The sequence below is a fragment of the Listeria aquatica genome, from assembly GCF_014223975.1.
In the GTDB taxonomy this organism is placed as follows: Bacteria; Bacillota; Bacilli; order Lactobacillales; family Listeriaceae; genus Listeria; species Listeria aquatica.
This window is the reverse complement of record NZ_JAARRM010000001.1, coordinates 610,760-626,785: the sequence shown is the minus strand read 5'-3', so window position 1 is coordinate 626,785 and position 16,026 is coordinate 610,760. Positions and strand designations below refer to the sequence as shown.

The 16,026-nt window shown below is 39.4% G+C and carries 19 protein-coding genes; 5 read left to right on the top strand and 14 right to left on the bottom strand.

The features are described from left to right. Positions 1–43: 43 nt before the first annotated feature. The 6 genes from moaA to HB912_RS03145 are packed head-to-tail and all read right to left on the bottom strand — an operon-like array spanning position 44 to position 3,885. Positions 44–1,048: a GTP 3',8-cyclase MoaA gene (moaA, locus tag HB912_RS03170; protein ID WP_185372170.1), complete on the bottom strand. Its 1,005-nt coding sequence runs from the start codon at positions 1,046–1,048 to the stop codon at positions 44–46. Between the two features lie 14 nt (positions 1,049–1,062). Then, complete coding sequence (moaC, locus tag HB912_RS03165) at positions 1,063–1,542, bottom strand: cyclic pyranopterin monophosphate synthase MoaC (protein ID WP_241463079.1); 480 nt, start codon at positions 1,540–1,542, stop codon at positions 1,063–1,065. A gap of 10 nt (positions 1,543–1,552) precedes the next feature. Next, the gene (locus tag HB912_RS03160) at positions 1,553–1,792 is read right to left on the bottom strand and encodes a MoaD/ThiS family protein (RefSeq protein WP_185372169.1); all 240 of its coding nucleotides are present in this window, start codon (positions 1,790–1,792) and stop codon (positions 1,553–1,555) included. Continuing rightward, positions 1,782–2,204, bottom strand: coding sequence for a molybdenum cofactor biosynthesis protein MoaE (locus tag HB912_RS03155; protein ID WP_185372168.1), 423 nt, complete (start codon positions 2,202–2,204; stop codon positions 1,782–1,784). The genes HB912_RS03160 and HB912_RS03155 overlap by 11 nt, the downstream gene beginning before the upstream one ends. After that, on the bottom strand, positions 2,201–2,689 hold the full coding sequence (mobB, locus tag HB912_RS03150; protein ID WP_185372167.1) for a molybdopterin-guanine dinucleotide biosynthesis protein B: 489 nt from the start codon (positions 2,687–2,689) through the stop codon (positions 2,201–2,203). The genes HB912_RS03155 and mobB overlap by 4 nt, the downstream gene beginning before the upstream one ends. After that, positions 2,665–3,885 (bottom strand): molybdopterin molybdotransferase MoeA, encoded by a 1,221-nt coding sequence (locus HB912_RS03145; protein WP_185372166.1) that lies wholly within the window; start codon positions 3,883–3,885, stop codon positions 2,665–2,667. Before HB912_RS03145 ends, mobB begins: the two co-directional genes overlap by 25 nt. 172 nt (positions 3,886–4,057) lie before the next feature. Here HB912_RS03145 and HB912_RS03140 point away from each other — a divergent pair, with 172 nt between their 5' ends. From HB912_RS03140 to HB912_RS03130, 3 genes are read left to right on the top strand one after another with little or no spacing between them, the layout of a single operon-like run. Continuing rightward, entirely contained in the window at positions 4,058–4,729 is a 672-nt protein-coding gene (locus HB912_RS03140; RefSeq protein ID WP_036071642.1) for a molybdate ABC transporter permease subunit, read from the top strand. Between the two features lies 1 nt (position 4,730). Further along, positions 4,731–5,390, top strand: a complete 660-nt coding sequence (locus HB912_RS03135; protein WP_185372165.1) for an ATP-binding cassette domain-containing protein — start codon at positions 4,731–4,733, stop codon at positions 5,388–5,390. Continuing rightward, on the top strand, positions 5,368–5,952 hold the full coding sequence (locus tag HB912_RS03130) for a molybdenum cofactor guanylyltransferase (protein WP_342354357.1): 585 nt from the start codon (positions 5,368–5,370) through the stop codon (positions 5,950–5,952). Before HB912_RS03135 ends, HB912_RS03130 begins: the two co-directional genes overlap by 23 nt. A gap of 32 nt (positions 5,953–5,984) precedes the next feature. On the opposite strand, the gene HB912_RS03125 is transcribed toward HB912_RS03130, so the two are convergent. From HB912_RS03125 to HB912_RS03115, 3 genes are all read right to left on the bottom strand, one after another. After that, positions 5,985–6,335: a hypothetical protein gene (locus HB912_RS03125; protein WP_185372163.1), complete on the bottom strand. Its 351-nt coding sequence runs from the start codon at positions 6,333–6,335 to the stop codon at positions 5,985–5,987. A gap of 13 nt (positions 6,336–6,348) precedes the next feature. Continuing rightward, positions 6,349–8,247, bottom strand: coding sequence for an OPT family oligopeptide transporter (locus HB912_RS03120; protein WP_185372162.1), 1,899 nt, complete (start codon positions 8,245–8,247; stop codon positions 6,349–6,351). 224 nt (positions 8,248–8,471) lie between these two features. Next, positions 8,472–9,242, bottom strand: a complete 771-nt coding sequence (locus HB912_RS03115) for a Cof-type HAD-IIB family hydrolase (RefSeq protein ID WP_185372161.1) — start codon at positions 9,240–9,242, stop codon at positions 8,472–8,474. A gap of 450 nt (positions 9,243–9,692) precedes the next feature. On the opposite strand from HB912_RS03115, the gene HB912_RS03110 reads away from it, so the two are divergent. Then, on the top strand, positions 9,693–9,902 hold the full coding sequence (locus HB912_RS03110; RefSeq protein ID WP_115752172.1) for a DNA-dependent RNA polymerase subunit epsilon: 210 nt from the start codon (positions 9,693–9,695) through the stop codon (positions 9,900–9,902). A 5-nt stretch (positions 9,903–9,907) separates the two neighbouring features. Then, positions 9,908–11,575: a ribonuclease J1 gene (gene rnjA, locus HB912_RS03105; protein WP_036071657.1), complete on the top strand. Its 1,668-nt coding sequence runs from the start codon at positions 9,908–9,910 to the stop codon at positions 11,573–11,575. Between the two features lie 341 nt (positions 11,576–11,916). Here the strand turns inward: rnjA and HB912_RS03100 are convergent, their stop codons facing one another. From HB912_RS03100 to HB912_RS03080, 5 genes are all read right to left on the bottom strand, one after another. After that, positions 11,917–12,576: a potassium channel family protein gene (locus HB912_RS03100; protein ID WP_036071659.1), complete on the bottom strand. Its 660-nt coding sequence runs from the start codon at positions 12,574–12,576 to the stop codon at positions 11,917–11,919. A 17-nt stretch (positions 12,577–12,593) separates the two neighbouring features. Beyond that, positions 12,594–13,235 (bottom strand): response regulator, encoded by a 642-nt coding sequence (locus HB912_RS03095; RefSeq protein ID WP_185372160.1) that lies wholly within the window; start codon positions 13,233–13,235, stop codon positions 12,594–12,596. Then, positions 13,232–14,284, bottom strand: a complete 1,053-nt coding sequence (locus HB912_RS03090) for a sensor histidine kinase (protein WP_036071663.1) — start codon at positions 14,282–14,284, stop codon at positions 13,232–13,234. The genes HB912_RS03095 and HB912_RS03090 overlap by 4 nt, the downstream gene beginning before the upstream one ends. Further along, entirely contained in the window at positions 14,281–14,991 is a 711-nt protein-coding gene (gene liaF, locus HB912_RS03085) for a cell wall-active antibiotics response protein LiaF (RefSeq protein WP_185372159.1), read from the bottom strand. The genes HB912_RS03090 and liaF overlap by 4 nt, the downstream gene beginning before the upstream one ends. Before the next feature lie 96 nt (positions 14,992–15,087). Then, on the bottom strand, positions 15,088–15,960 hold the full coding sequence (locus tag HB912_RS03080) for a S1-like domain-containing RNA-binding protein (protein ID WP_185372158.1): 873 nt from the start codon (positions 15,958–15,960) through the stop codon (positions 15,088–15,090). Positions 15,961–16,026 lie beyond the last annotated feature (66 nt).

Genomic DNA, 16,026 nt, shown 5'->3' with positions numbered 1-16,026 from the left:
GAGAGAAGCCTGTCCCCCTAGAACAAGCTTCTCTCTTTTGTTATTAACCACCTATTTGACTCATACGCCGCCAAGTTGGTTTATGTGAGGTGTTTTCATCTTGCAACTTTAGTGCCATTTCATGATTCTCTGGTTTATTATCAATAGATTGTTTCACTAAACGAATCAATTCTTCTGGATCATTTTGAATAAAGGGACGGATATTTAACTCCTCATCCCAGTAAAGACAAGCTTTGATGTATCCATCCGCTGTTAGTCTTAAACGATTACAATTATCACAAAAATGCGAGCTTACAGGGTGAATCAAACCAAAGGAACCTTTAGCGCCTTTTAAGCGATAATTTTCAGATGGTCCATTGCCCGTTACGGTATCAATTGGCTCATATTCAAGACCTTGTTCCTTGCATTTTTCAAAAATCGTTTCAAGGGATAAATATTTTTCCTTCCAACTGTTTCCAGCATGGCCAATTGGCATGTATTCAATAAAACGAATATTGATTTCTTTATCCTTCGTAAAATCAAGAAAATCTAAAATTTCATCGTCATTTTGACCCTTTATCAAAACAACATTGAGTTTAATTGGGAAGAGTCCAACCTCTTCTGCTTTTTTCAGACCATCAATCACTTTTTGAAGCCTACCGCCACGAGTAATTTCACGGAAACGATCTTCATGAAGTGAGTCAAGACTAACATTAATTCGTGTTAATCCAGCTTCTTTTAACGCCTCTGCTTTTTTGGCTAAGTACATGGCGTTTGTCGTAACAGCTATGTCTTCAATTTCTGGAATCGCAGAAATCCCCCGAATAATTTCTACAATATCCGTTCGAAGTAGCGGCTCACCACCAGTTATTCGCACTTTTTTTATTCCAAATTGCACCATGATTTTCATAAAATCAATGATTTCATCTTTTTGGAGCACTTCTTCATGAGGCAAAAATTTCAGTCCTTCTTCTGGCATGCAATAGACGCACCGCAAGTTACAACGGTCTGTAACGGAAATTCGAATATAATCATGGACGCGTCCAAAACGGTCTGTTAACAATTCCATTTTACAACCTCCTGCTATTTTGACGAATAATCGCCACTTTTTCCTCCAGATTTCTTGAGCAGACGTGCTTCTTTTAGTTCCATCCCCCGGTCCATTGCTTTACACATGTCATAAACCGTAAGCCCTGCTACAGTCGCTGCTGTGAGTGCCTCCATCTCCACACCTGTTTTCCCAACTGTGACAACTGTTGCCGTTATCTGGAGAGTATCTTTCCCATTGTCTTGAAACGACAAATCTGCTTTTGTCGTCATCAGTGGATGACACATCGGAATCAGTTCACTTGTTTTTTTGGCAGCCATAATTCCGGCTACTTGCGCAACAGCAAGGACATCACCTTTTTTAATTTGTCCAGCTTTGATGCGCGTAAGTGTTTCTTCCTGCATCCAAACTTTCACTTCTGCAACCGCAACGCGACGTGTTTCTTCTTTTTCCGTAACGTCAACCATTTGGGCGCGGTTTTCTGCATTAAAATGTGTCAGTTGATCCATTCCCATTTTCACTTCCTCATCCGCCGCTTACAGGTGGAATCACGGCAATTTCTTCAATCGTCTCTGGAAGATGATCTTCATCCTGTTTAAATTCCATGTTAACAGCAAGCATACAATTCGGCAAATCTAACGCGATTTCAGGAAATTCACTACTAATTAAATCACGTAAATCTCCGACGATTTTGCAGCCCACTGGGTTAATTTGGCTCTCTTCTCCCACCTTTAAAGCCAGATGGGCAAAAAACTTAATTTTCATGATTGCTTGAACCTCCCCATCTGATTTTATCTGTGTCAAACTCTTCTTTCCAAATCGGCACTCTTTTTTTCAACTCTTCAATAATCATGCGGGAAGCTTCATAACTTTCCGCTCGGTGTGCCGTAGCAACACCAATAAAAACCGCAATATCCGAAAGTTCTAGTTCTCCTAAACGATGCACGACAACAACGCTTGCATCGTACTCTTTCTCTACAGTAGTCGCAAGTCGGTCCATTTCTTTTAAGGCCATTTCTTTATAAGAAGTATAACGGATTTTCTCGGTATGTATTTCACCAGTCCATTCGCGAATCGTTCCTGTAAATGTATTGATCGCTCCATATTTCGGATTAATTAGCTTGGCAAACAACGGCTCAATCTCAATTTTTTCCTCTGTAAGCGCTACGTATTTCATATTAAAAACTCCTCTATCAGTGATTCAGCCAGTTGTTCACATTTTTCATCTTCTGCTATAAACTGGATATGCTCGTTAGCAAGTGGGCAAAAGGAAGCAAAGGCAAGTACTTCGGTTAAACTTGTCTTAAGCTCCACATATTCCTCTAAACTCTTCACAAACACAACCTTAGGAAACGAGGCATCTTTAAATCCCTCGATAACCACCAAATCGGTTTGTGGTAAGCGCTCTAAGGCTTGCTTTAAAGAAAGACTTGTATGGCTTAGAAGTGCAAACTGCCGGTTCGAAGTAAATGCCACATGATCTGCTCCGCTTTCGCGAAAACTAAAACTATCCGTTCCTGGGTGGTCCATATCAAAGTCATGCGCATCATGCTTTAAAGCAGCGACCGTAAAACCTTTCTCTTTCGCTTGTTGAATGAGTTGATTCATAAATGTCGTTTTCCCACTCTTTTTATACCCTACAACTTGGAGGATAGCAGCCATACTCGAACCTCTTCTCCTTTTGCTTTTCCGACTTTACCACGTGGAATCATTATAAGACAATTCGCAAATGGAAGATTCCCAAGTGCGCTCGACATATCGCTTCCTACCGGCTCTACCTGGTACTTTCCTTCCGAAAAATTAGCTTTCCCGCGCAAAAAGCGATCATAACCATTATTTTTCAAATAATCCCGAGCCATCACACCCCTTGCTTCAACAATACTCGAAGCCTCTCCAGAAAACTTCCGAATAACTGGCTCCACAAATAAGTGAAAGCCTGTGAAGCAAGCGCCAGGGTTTCCTGACAGCGCAATAAGTAGCGTATCTTCAAATATCATGGCCGTTGTCGGACTTCCCGGTCGCATTTGAATTTTATTAAAAAGTAACCGGGCTTCGTGTTTAGCAATTTCAGCCATAAAATCAAAATCGCCAACAGAAACGCCACCTGTCGTTAAAATCAAGTCTACTTTTCCAGCAATTTCTCGCAAACGAGTCAATGTCACCTCATAATCATCCGAAAGCGCCTCATGGTAGACCACTTCAGCTCCGTATTCTTCCGCAAGAGAAACGAGAAGCGGCTCATTGCTATTATAAATTTTACCATTAGGCAGTTTTTCCCCTGCCGCAACCAGTTCAGAACCTGTCGAAAGAATTGCCACTTTAGGTTTTGACCAAACCTTCACTTCTGTTATCCCAAAAGAAGCGAGCAAACTAAGCGAACCCGCATTTAATTGGTGTCCCTTTTCGAGCAGTAAATCACCCTTTTGAAACTCTGTGCCAATTTCTGTGATGTTACTGCTTGGTTGTGTATTAATTAAGCGAATTTCATTACTCTTTTCAGTTGTTTGTGATTGTTCCAGCATAATAATTTTGTCTGCACCTTCAGGAACTTTTGCTCCCGTCATAATTCGCACAGCTTCGCCTGGATTCAGGCGTTTGTTATAAGTAGCCCCGCACGGAATTTCAGCCACAACGTCAAGCGTGATCGGGAAATCATGATCGTCTTCTGCACATATTGCGAAGCCGTCATAGCCAGAACGACGAAAATAAGGCGACGGAAAAGGTGCATAAATGGACTCAGCCAAAACCCTCCCTCTTGCAAGAAACAGCTCAGCTGAAACAGGCTTCAACCGCTCCACGTGATCCGTAACAATTTGTCTCGCCTCGCTAAAAGGAATCGTTGTTCTTCTTTCTATCATATTTACCTATCCCCTTTTCACAATCTCTAACCGTTTTTTTCATTACTATAATACCGTAATTCAAGAAAAATGAACAGCAAATCTCTTTTTTTCTTAATTCTTGTTTGACAGTTCTCGCTTTATGGCGCCATAATAAAAGAAAAACTATTTTATGCTAACTTGGAGGATTTCTATGTTTACACCTGTCTGGCATTCGATCTTTATCGCACTTTTATCAACGGTCATTGCTTTTCTTGCGATGTTACCGCTCAGTTACTTTTTTGCAAAGCGCAATTCAAAATGGCAACTTCCTATTGAAACGCTCATTTTACTACCGCTTGTTTTACCACCAACTGTTGTTGGTTTACTTCTTTTAAGTCTTTTCGGAAAAAATAACGGGTTTGGAGCTTTTTTATATGATACTTTCCACTTTAGTTTTATTTTTTCTTTAGCTGGGGCGATTGTTGCAACAACGATTATTATCTTACCCATTATGTATCAGGGATTGAAAGCCGCATTTCTTTCAATTGATCATGAACTCGTTTGGGCAGCTGAAACGCTTTCTGCCACTTCTGGTCAGATTTTCCGAAAAGTCATCTTGCCCAATTGTTGGCAACCGATTCTAGCTGGTATTTTGCTTAGTTTTTGCCGAGCGATGGGTGAATTTGGTGCGACGCTTATGGTAGCAGGCTACATTGAAGGAAAAACAGATACCATCGCTTCAAGCATTTATTTCATGGTTCAACAAGGTGATTTACGTACCGCCTTCTATTTAGGATTATTTAACTTACTCATTGGCGTTGCGGCCCTTTTTATCATTCATATCCTCACCATTCGCCAAAGTCAGCTCATGAGGGGGATGTAGGATGAATTTAAAGCTTGCCTTCTCTAAACAAATGCCGTTTCATGATTTAAAAGTGGACTATGAGTTTAATGCGCAAATTACAGCTATTATGGGAGCAAGTGGCGTTGGTAAATCTACTTTATTTCAATGTATCAGTGGATTAAAGCCGATCGACCAAGGGAAAATCGAGTTTGGAGAGTTTTTATTTGAAGATACTTCAATTGCTCTACGTCTCCCTGCCTCTGAACGTAAGATTGGTTATTTATTCCAAAACTTGGCGCTTTTTCCTAACTTGAATGTCTTTGAAAATATTGCTTTTGGTTTAAAAGTAAATAAAGCAACACGAAAAAACAAGGAAGCGATTGAAAGACAAGTTCGTTATATAAGTGATTATTTACAAATTTCCCATCTCCTCTATTCGTCTGTACAAAAACTCTCTGGTGGCGAGAAGCAACGAGTCGCTATGGCACGAGCAATGATCGTAAATCCACGGCTACTACTACTGGATGAACCTTTTAATGGGCTTGATGAAGAAACCCGCTTTATCTGTATGGATCTCGTTCGAGAAATGGCCCGTGATTTTGACATTCCAGTTATTTTTGTCACGCATTATCGTTCAGAAGCGCAAATGCTCACAGATGAAATTCTTCGTTTAAAGGGTGGTCAACTTGAAAAAGACTGATTCATTGAAAGCAATTGTCCTTGCTGGTGGAAAATCAAGTCGTTTTGGTAGTGACAAAGCTTTTTATAAACCCGAAGGGAGCTCGCTTTGCTTCGTCGAGCAAACTATTCAAAAGCTTGAAAAGTTCACTCGCGAGATCTTTATTTCAGTCAATCAAGCTCAAATTCAGCCAATGCAAAGGCTTTTTCATTCCAAAAAGCACATCCAGCTGGTTCCTGACTTAAGTGAAGTTACGGAATATGGGCCACTGGGGGGGCTTTATAGTGTCAGCCAAAAAGACTCGTTTGATACGGGGCAAAGTTATTTAATTCTTCCAGTTGATTTACCACGCCTCACAGATGACGAACTTCGCATGCTTGTACAAGCTACTAATGTTTACGCGGCTACACCTCTTAAAAAACACTTTTTAGTTGCTCATCTTCCCTTTTTCAAAACGGAAATTGAAGAGGCGATCGCATCTCGAGAACACCGAGTCAAAAGTTTGCTCGACTTGCTTACTAGTGAGCCGCTGATGTTTCCTTCTTGGGCTGAGCCTCACTTTTTTAATCAAAATACAAAATAAGAGCATCTGCTAGATTTAGCAGATGCTCATTTTTAGTTTTGCGGTTTGTTTTTCCATTTTAACCAACCGTATGAATCTACGATCTGAAGAAAACGAACCAAGCGCGCAAGGCTCATCCCATCGTCATTTCCAAAAGCTTCATTAAAATCTACTTCTAACTCGGCCACATTTTTAATGCCATCAAGACGTTTTAAAATAAACGCTCCTTCAACATCTAAATTAATTTTTCGGAAAGCTGGCTGTTTAAAAAAACGAATCGCGATTTTTTCAATTGGATTTTTTCGTTCAATCACAAGAAAGCTCGCTTTTCCCTCATCTACAACCTGTAGTTTTTCTTTCAACACAGGAATCTGATCAATCAAGTTGACTTTTTTTCTCGCCACACTTTTTCACCTCTTAGTTTGTTTTCTTACGAGGAACTGTCGCGATATAAAGCAGTGCACAGATGATGATAAAGACAATGAATGGCAGCCACTGGTTCTCAATTAGAACATTCGCTGGAATAATATTTAAGTTAAGCGAAATGATAAAGGCAATCACAACGCCAAGAAGAGATTCCCCAGCAATCAACCCAGAAGCAAATAACGTTCCACGTTCAATCCGTGTATTGCCTTCTTCTTTTTCTTTCTTACGCTTAATAACACCGTTAACAATCATGCGGACAAATCCACCGAACATAACTGTCGCGCTGATGTTAAGCGGCAAGTAAAGACCAACGGCAAATACAAGCGAATTAAGTCCCATAAATTCAACGACAACGGCAATGGATACACCAATAAAGATTAAATCCCACGGTAAGTTTCCATTTAAAATTCCTTCCGCAAGAATCTTCATTAACATCGCTTTAGGAGCTGGAAGTTCTGCTGAACCCATTCCATAAGCGTTATCAAGTAGCGTCAAGATATACCCCATTACAAGACCACTTGCTAAGACACCAATCATCATGGCAACTTGCTGCTTCCACGGGGTACCTCCAACAAGATAACCTGTTTTAAGGTCTTGTGAAATGTCTCCTGCAACCGCAAGCGCCGAACATACAATGGCAGCAACGGTTAATGTCAACAAGATTCCTTCATTACCGTGATATCCAAATGCCTTATACACAAGCGCTACAATAAGAAGCGTTGCAATGGTCATTCCGGATACAGGTGAGGATGAACTTCCGACAATCCCAACAATTCGGGATGCTACGGTTACAAATAAGAACCCAAAAATTCCGATTGCAAGTGCACCAATAATTCCAACATTTGTAAATGGATCAAAGGCAATAATAAGCAAAATGACAGCTGTACAAATTAAAACCCATTTCATTGGAATATCACGGTCAGTCCGTTCTAGCTCCATTAAGTGATGTTTTTTATGCTTACTCATACTTTGCACCGTGCTTCGAAGTGTTTGGAAAATTGCTGGTAAAGTCTTAATAAGTGTAATTAAACCACCAGCAGCAACAGCTCCAGCACCGATATAGCGTATGTAATTATCCCAGATTGCTGCTACGTCTAAACTACGCAAAGCTTCTGTTGCCGGGAAAATCACTTGAGCGCTTTCTCCACCAAAAAAGGCAATAGTAGGTACAAGTACAAGTGAAGCCATCAAACCACCGGCAACCATTTGTCCAGCAATTTTAGGACCGATAATAAAACCAACGCCTACAAGTGCAGGATAAATTTGTGTTCCTACGAAAGCGTTTTGAAATTTAAAAACACCCACCTGAACTTCACTTTTAAACAATTTAAATCCATCCGTTAATACCTTAACAAGTCCTCCTGCTACAAAACCAAGTGCGACAAGCTTAGCTTGTGAGCCACCCGTTTCACCGGATTTAAGTACTTCCGCGCAGGCAGTCCCTTCTGGATATGGCAATGTTTCATGTTCATTGACAATCAGCATCCGACGAAGCGGTACCATCATGAACACACCCAAGAATCCCCCAGTTAGCACGATGAAAATCAACATAATTTGATTGATTTCAACACCGAGTAAGAATAAGGCAGGAATTGTAAATACAGCTCCAGCACCTAATGCTTCTCCGGCTGTCGTCATCGTTTGTACGATATTGTTTTCAAGTATTGAATCACGCTTAAAAATACCTCTTAGAATTCCCATTGAAATAACGGCTGCTGGAACTGACGCCGAAACCGTTAAACCAACTTTCAATCCGAGATAAGCATTAGCCGCACCAAAAAGAATCGCTAAAATAATCCCCAGAACAATCGAAAAGCCTGTGATTTCTGGAAGGGATTTTGATGCCGGTACATAAGGAACAAATGGTTTGTTTCCTTTTTGCTCACTCATTTAAACACCCCTTTTTCATTAATGAACTTTTTTTAATTATTTACTTGCTTTACAGCACAAAAGCAACTGTTAATATCTTACACTCCCACGGGTGATTTGACAAACCTTTTTCTAGAAATCATACAAAAAATGACAATTGACCCCACAAAGAAAAAGTTATTTTTCCACAATACAGGACTTTTAAATTATAAAAATTGCTTTCGTTTCAAACAATCAGAATAATCTTACAGAAGTCCTACTTGCTTCAAACCATTTAATATTCCATCATCAGATACAGATGTCGTCACATAATCAGCAACAGCTTTGACTTCTGGTCGTCCATTTCCCATTGCAACGCCACAACCTACTTCTTGCAACATTTCCATGTCATTTAGACCATCGCCGAATGCATAAGTATCTTCCATTGAAAAGCCTAATTTCTTGATCATATTACGAATTCCGCGAGCTTTAGAGCCATCACTTGGACAAACATCAACAGAAACATCATGCCAGCGCATAAAGCGATACTGCGGGAAGTTTTCACTATAAAAAGCATCAAACTCTTCTTCACAAAAGAGCAAGCACTGATAGATATTTCGCCCCTTATAGTAGTTAGCATCAACTTTCGGATATTCCCGTTTTAGTGATTTCATTCCCTTAGAAACCCCAGGATGATTCGGCAAATTAACACGCATTGTATCACTTGCCGAGAAGACAATAGGATGATCGTTTTCTGTTGCTACAGTGATTAGGCGTTCAAGTGATTCTTGCGGAAGTGGATTTTTCAATAAGACTTCTCCTTCAAAAATCACATACTGACCGTTATAACAAACAAGCGAATCGATATTCAGTTCCCTTCTAACATCGTCCAACATAAAAGGAGCTCTCCCCGTTGCAATCGCTACATAGATCCCTTTTTCCTGCAGTGCTTTAATAGCAGTTTTTGTGGAAGCTGGAATTTCCTTGTTGTCATCAAAAAGCGTCCCATCCACATCAAAAAAGACAATTTTACTCATAATCTACTCCTTACCCAATCAATTTATCCGCTACCAGTATATCAAAAATCAGCCCAAAATGGTTGTAAAATCATGAAAAAGAACTTTTTTTCAAAAATAAAAGCACTTTCCTGTAGCATTTATACATTTTTATGGTATATTAGAAAGCAAGGATATAGTTCGGATAAAGTAAGAAACCTACAACGAAACGGAAAAAATAAGATTTTAATGCAGTTTGCTCTTCAAAGAATTTGCGAAAATTCATGACGAGCTGCTTTGCGATTAAAGTCTTGCAAAAGAAAAACGCGACACAAGTTTGAAAACTCGAGAACTGTGATTGTTTTCGTTTTGCCTTTTTCAGTTTTTCTGATGCTGTATAACTAAATATATCCGCCAAAAATCGACTTAAAAGTTCGGATTAAGACTAGATTTCCTAACTTTTGAATATTTACTATTAAAGGAGAGAATAAAATGATTTTTAAAGTATTTTATCAAGAAACAAGCACCGAAACACCGGTGCGCGAAAAAACACATTCACTTTATATCGAAGCAAATGATGAAGTTGAAGTGCGCCAAAATTTAAAAACTGAGCCTTTCCACATCGAACATATTGATGCGCTTAGTGAAAAGCACCTTGCTTATGAAGAAAGGCAACCAGACTTTAAGCTCTGGAAGAAATAAGCTCTATGAAATTTGTTAAAAACAATGAAACAGCTGTTTTCGCTTTGGGTGGACTTGGCGAAATCGGTAAAAATACGTATGGCGTACAATTTCAAGATGAAATCATTTTAATTGATGCTGGAATTAAATTCCCGGAAGATGAGCTCCTCGGAATCGATTATGTTATTCCAGATTATAATTATCTCGTTAAAAACAAAGAAAAAATAAAGGGTTTATTTATTACCCATGGTCACGAAGATCATATTGGTGGAGTTCCTTACCTTCTTCGTGAAATCAATATTCCAATTTATGCTGGAAAGCTTGCAAGTGCACTTATCCGCAATAAATTAGAAGAACACGGCTTACTACGTCAAACTAAAATCTATGAGTTTGAAGAAGATGACGTCTTTAAGTTCCGTAAAACGAGTGTATCTTTCTTTAGAACAACGCATAGTATTCCCGATACTTATGGAGTTGTCGTTAAGACTCCTTCTGGGAATATTGTTCATACTGGGGATTTTAAATTCGATTTTACACCAGTCGGCGAACCTGCAAACTTAACTAAAATGGCAGAGATCGGAAAAGAAGGAGTGCTTTGCTTATTATCCGATAGTACAAATGCCGAAGTTCCAAATTTCACAATGAGTGAACGCGTTGTTGGTGAAAGCATCAAAAACATCTTTCGGGATGTCCCTGGACGAATTATTTTCGCTACATTCGCTTCTAACATCTACCGACTTCAACAAGTGGTGGAATCCTCTATTGAAACTGGACGTAAGATTGCGGTATTTGGTAGAAGCATGGAATCTGCTATTACCATTGGTCAAGAGCTTGGCTATATTAAAGCGCCTAAAAATACATTTGTTGAAGCTAATCAAATCAATCGTATCCCAGCAAACGAACTCACTATTCTTTGTACAGGAAGCCAAGGGGAACCGATGGCCGCATTATCTCGAATCGCAAATGGTACGCACAGACAAATCCAGATTCAACCTGGTGACACCGTTGTCTTTTCCTCATCCCCTATTCCAGGAAACACGATTAGTGTGAATAGAACGATCAATTTACTGTATCAAGCTGGTGCAGAAGTGATTCACGGCAAAGTCAACAATATTCATACTTCTGGACATGGTGGTCAACAAGAACAAAAACTTATGCTTCGCTTGATGAAGCCAAAATTCTTCATGCCCATCCACGGGGAATACCGGATGCAAAAAATTCATGCTGAACTGGCTGAAGAATGTGATGTTCCAATAGAAAATAGCTTTATATGTGGAAACGGAGATGTCCTTGCGTTAACAAGTGAATCTGCACATGTAGCAGGTAAAATCCAAGCTGCAAGCATCTATATCGATGGTAGCGGCATTGGTGATATTGGAAATATCGTCTTGCGTGATCGTCGTATTCTTTCAGAAGAAGGACTCGTTACAGTTGTTGTTTCCGTCGATATGGATAAAGCAAAAGTGATGGCTGGTCCTGACATCATTTCACGTGGGTTTATCTACATGCGTGAATCCGGGAATTTGATTGGCGAAGCGCAAAACTTACTAAAACGTCAGTTAGAAAAACTGATGAAGAGTAAGAATCCACAGCGTTCGGAAATAAAAAATGAAATCACTGATACGCTTCAACCATTTTTATATGAAAAAACGAAGCGTCGTCCAATGATTTTACCAATTATTATGGAAGTATAAAAAGTTTCATGTCAGTTTAACTGCTGACATGAAGCTTTTTTATTTATTCTTCATTACTCGCCATTTCCCAGTGAAAAATAAATAAAAGTACAAAAAGCACGAGAACCATCGTTATCCAGAAATCAAGACTCTAAAGTGAAAATCCAAAAAAATCTGCCATCTTCAAGTAAAAATAATGGACTAGTATACTCAAAAGCATTTTCATTTTTCATCAAACTATATAGTGACAAGCAAAAATTATCCATTTGAATTCAAACTTAATCAGAGCTAATTGGCTTCCTACGAAAAAATACCCAAACAAAAAAGCCGACCAACTAAGTTGATTCGACTTATCATAAAACTCATTGAATTTTTTCTTGTAATCGTTCAATATCATCATCAGAGCCAATAACAATCAAAATATCTCCATCCTGCAAAATTGCTGTCGCTTCAGGAGTAATGATCATTTCTTGATCGCGCTTAATGCCCACAATGTTTACGCCATAGGCATTTCGAAAATCAAGTTCTTGCAAACTTTTGTCAAAAAAGCGTGGATCGGAAACCGAAATTTCAACTAAGCTATATTCATCCGACAACTCCAAATAGTCTAGCATGTTCTTTGAGACAATATAATGGGCAATTCTTCGTCCCATATCTCGTTCTGGATGGACCACTCGGTCTGCACCAATTTTATCGAGCAACTTTGCATGCTTATCATTCGTTGCTTTTGCTGTAACGAGCTTTACGCCCATTTCTTTTAGAATTAAAGTCGTTAAAATACTCGACTGAATATCTTCACCAATCGCAACAATCACATGTTCGAAATTCCGAATTCCTAGCTGCCGTAATGCATTTTCATCTGTTGAATTCGCAATAACTGCGTGGGTAGCAACTGACATATACTCATTGACACGTTCTTCATCAGAATCAATCGCGAGCACTTCCATCCCCTGCTCAACAAGTGAACGGCAAATGCTTCCGCCAAATCGTCCTAAGCCAATAACCGCAAATCCTTCCTTCATACGAATTCTCTCCTCTCTTACTCGTCTTCCTTCACTAGATTATGTTTAAACGCATAAATTGCCGCCTGGGTACGGTCTTGTACATCTAGTTTAGAGAGAATATTACTCACATGTGTTTTCACTGTTTTTAGCGTGATAAACAACTCATCGGCAATTTCTTGATTGGATTTTCCTTCCGCAATTAAAAGTAAAATTTCTTGTTCGCGGTTAGTCAGGTCATCATGCAAGTTTTTTTCTGGTTTTGCTGTTAAGCGTTGCATCATCTTGCCTGTTACTTCCGGTTCAAACACTGAATCCCCGCCGTATGTAGCACGAATTGCATCAGCAATTTCTCCTGCCGTTGATGTTTTTAACATGTAACTGCTTGCCCCTGCTTCAAGTGCAGGGTATACTTTTTCATCATCAATAAAACTTGTGACAATGATGATTTTTGCTTCTTTCCAGTTTTGAAGGATTTCTTTGGTGGCTTCAATTCCATCCATTTCATCCATGACAAGATCCATCAATATAATATCTGGACGTAACTCAAGAGCCATTTCTACACCTTCACGTCCGTTTTCTGCTTCACCAACAACTTCCATATCATCTTGAACGGATAAATAAGCGGATACCCCGATCCGTACCATCTCATGATCATCTACAAGTAATACCTTTATCATTCTTCGTCCACTTCCTTCTCAGCCACTAAAGGGATTTTAATTTCAACACTTGTTCCTTTATTTGGAAAACTGATAATTTTAATCGTTCCACCGAACTCCTGCACCCGTTCACGCATGTTTTGTAGACCATATGAGCCTTGTGGAACAGCATTCATATCAAATCCGACTCCATCATCAACGACTTTCAAAACCGCCATATTATCAATTTCTACAAAGCGAACTTCTAGAAGCTTTGCCTTTGAATGCCGAAGAGTGTTGGACAACAGTTCCTGTACAATTCGAAATAGATGGTCTTCAATACCTTTTTGGAGCTGAAGATTCTCAATTTGCCACTCCACTTTAATAGGGAGTTTAGTTGTCAATTCTTTAAGAAGTTGCTCCATCCCTTTCTTAAGCGATTTTCCTTCTAGTTGAGTTGGACGCAAGTGCAAGAGGAGCGCGCGCATTTCTGACTGGGACTCATTTACGATCGATTCTACCATTCGAAGTTGCTTTTTCAAAACGGGGGAATCATCTTTTGCGACTTGCTCGTTTAAAGCCGATAAAAGCATCATTGCGGCAAACAATTGCTGACTAACAGAATCATGCAGTTCACGTGCAATCCTGTGCCGTTCCTCCGAAAGAATCGCTTCTTTTGTTTCACCACTAATTTCAGCCTTTTCATTGGCAATTTTTTGTGTCAGTAAAGTCTGCGATTTCATTTTATCACGTAATCGATCAATTTGCTTGTAGACTTGCGCCACTTCTACTAAATTTTCTTCCTCTTGAAATTTTTTCTCAAGATCCCCTTGCTCTAGCAAGCGAATCTCAAAATCAATTCCTTCAAACTTTTGTTTGATCAAATAGCCTGAAACAGCTCCAACCATTAACCCCGCCAAAATAGAAGTAAGAGGTACAAAAATCACAAAGGGCAAATACAAGATTTTGACTCCAATTAAAAATTCATACCACGTTAAACCACTGACAAAAAAATAAATTAAACTGCCAACCATTGAAGTGATAAAAATTAGTGTCGAGCAAAGAATCATCTGCGTGCGTGTATAGGTCATAGACGAATCACCTCTAAATCACCGAGCACAACAGAAGTCACGATCTTCACTTTACGCGCAGCTGTCTCGTAGTTGTCTGAATAAAGTTTGATTGAATCATTTTGAACGGATGTTGTTTTTTTATCGTACTGTAATTTTCCAAAAATTGCAGAGTGCTCTAGACAAATTCCTAGGTCAAACGGAACAAGCAAGCGAATTTTCCCTGAAATGCTACGAATCATGATGACACTTTCACCGGTTGGTAAAACCGTATTGCCTAGGTCAATGATTGTATCTCCAATTCCAGTTTGAATGTTAATGTCTTCCCACTCGTAAACCACATCAAGTACGCGCTGGTTTCCAAACCACTGATTTTTAATGAAATGATTAACACGATCTATTTTTCCTGGTTCTTTTGTTTCTACCATTAAAAGTTCAGGTGCACGTTTGCGGTTGATATAATGAAAAATCGCAAAAATACCGAAAATAACAATTCCGATTTTAAAAGATGTCGTTAAAAGCACAGCCAGTAAAATGAAAACAGCGGCTAAAAATAAACGATTGCGCTGCTTTTTCTTAGAAATCCCAGCTTTTCTTGACGTGTATAAAAAAATAATTCCAAGCGCAAAGACAACAAGAAGCTGCCATCTAAACAGCATTTCAAGTCCAATACCAAGCGCCACAATTACAATAAACAAAAAAAGAACAGAGCTCTCGATTTTTTTCATAGCGACACCTCCTTTTTTTCACATTGAACCTTTTTCTATTATAAAAAGAAGTCGAATAAGGGGCAAACCGCTACAGGTGTACCCCTCACTAAGACTTTAGTCTGAATCTTCTTCCGTTAATTTTGTAATAAGGCCCGCTTGTTGCGTTACTTTTCCTGCTTTCATAAGCGTTCCAAGTGCACGTTTAAATTGTGCCTTACTGATCCCAAATTTCCCGCGAATAGCATCTGGATTAGACTTGTCGCCAAAGCCCATTTCTCCCCCCACGCTTCGCAGATAGGTCAAAATCATTTCCGCATCATCGCTAAGGACTTCATGAACGCGCCCACGAAGAGAAAGATTAAGTGATCCGTCTGGTTTAACGGCGATCACACGCGCTTTCAAATATTCGCCAAGTCGTGGTTCAGAAGTTCGCTCACTTTCATGAATAAAGCCAATATAGCCATTATCCGTATAAACAAACGAACCGACTTTTAATAACTTATATACCGTCCCAGAGACATTTTGATTAAACATTTCTTGTTTAGCAGCATGAGCAATCGTTTTATATTCTGTCTCAGACCCGAGAACACCCCAAATTCGCTCCTTATCATCCACGCGCAAAGCAAGCATTAAGCGATCTCCTTTTTTCGGCCAAAGATGCGATAGTGCAGGCATATCATCCATAGAAATCACAATGTCTTTTTCAATTCCAATATCCATAAAGATACCTAGATCTTTTCGAACTTCCGTTACCGTCCCAAAGCCGTAGTGACCTACTTGTACCTTTGGAATTGTCGTTGTTGCCGTTAGTTCGTGATCGTAGTCGATATAAAGAAAAACTAAAATTTCTTCGCCAGGAGTTAAGTCAAATCGGCTCGTATTTCCTTTTTTCATCCGAACAGTTGCTCCATCTTTTTCAAGCAAGAAGCCATCTTCCATGATTTCTTTCACGCTCATGGTCACGCTTTTTCCAATTAGATTATTCACGAATCTGGTCCACCTCGTTTTTTCTTCTTTGCTTCATTATACCTTATCCCTTACTTGATGGCTACA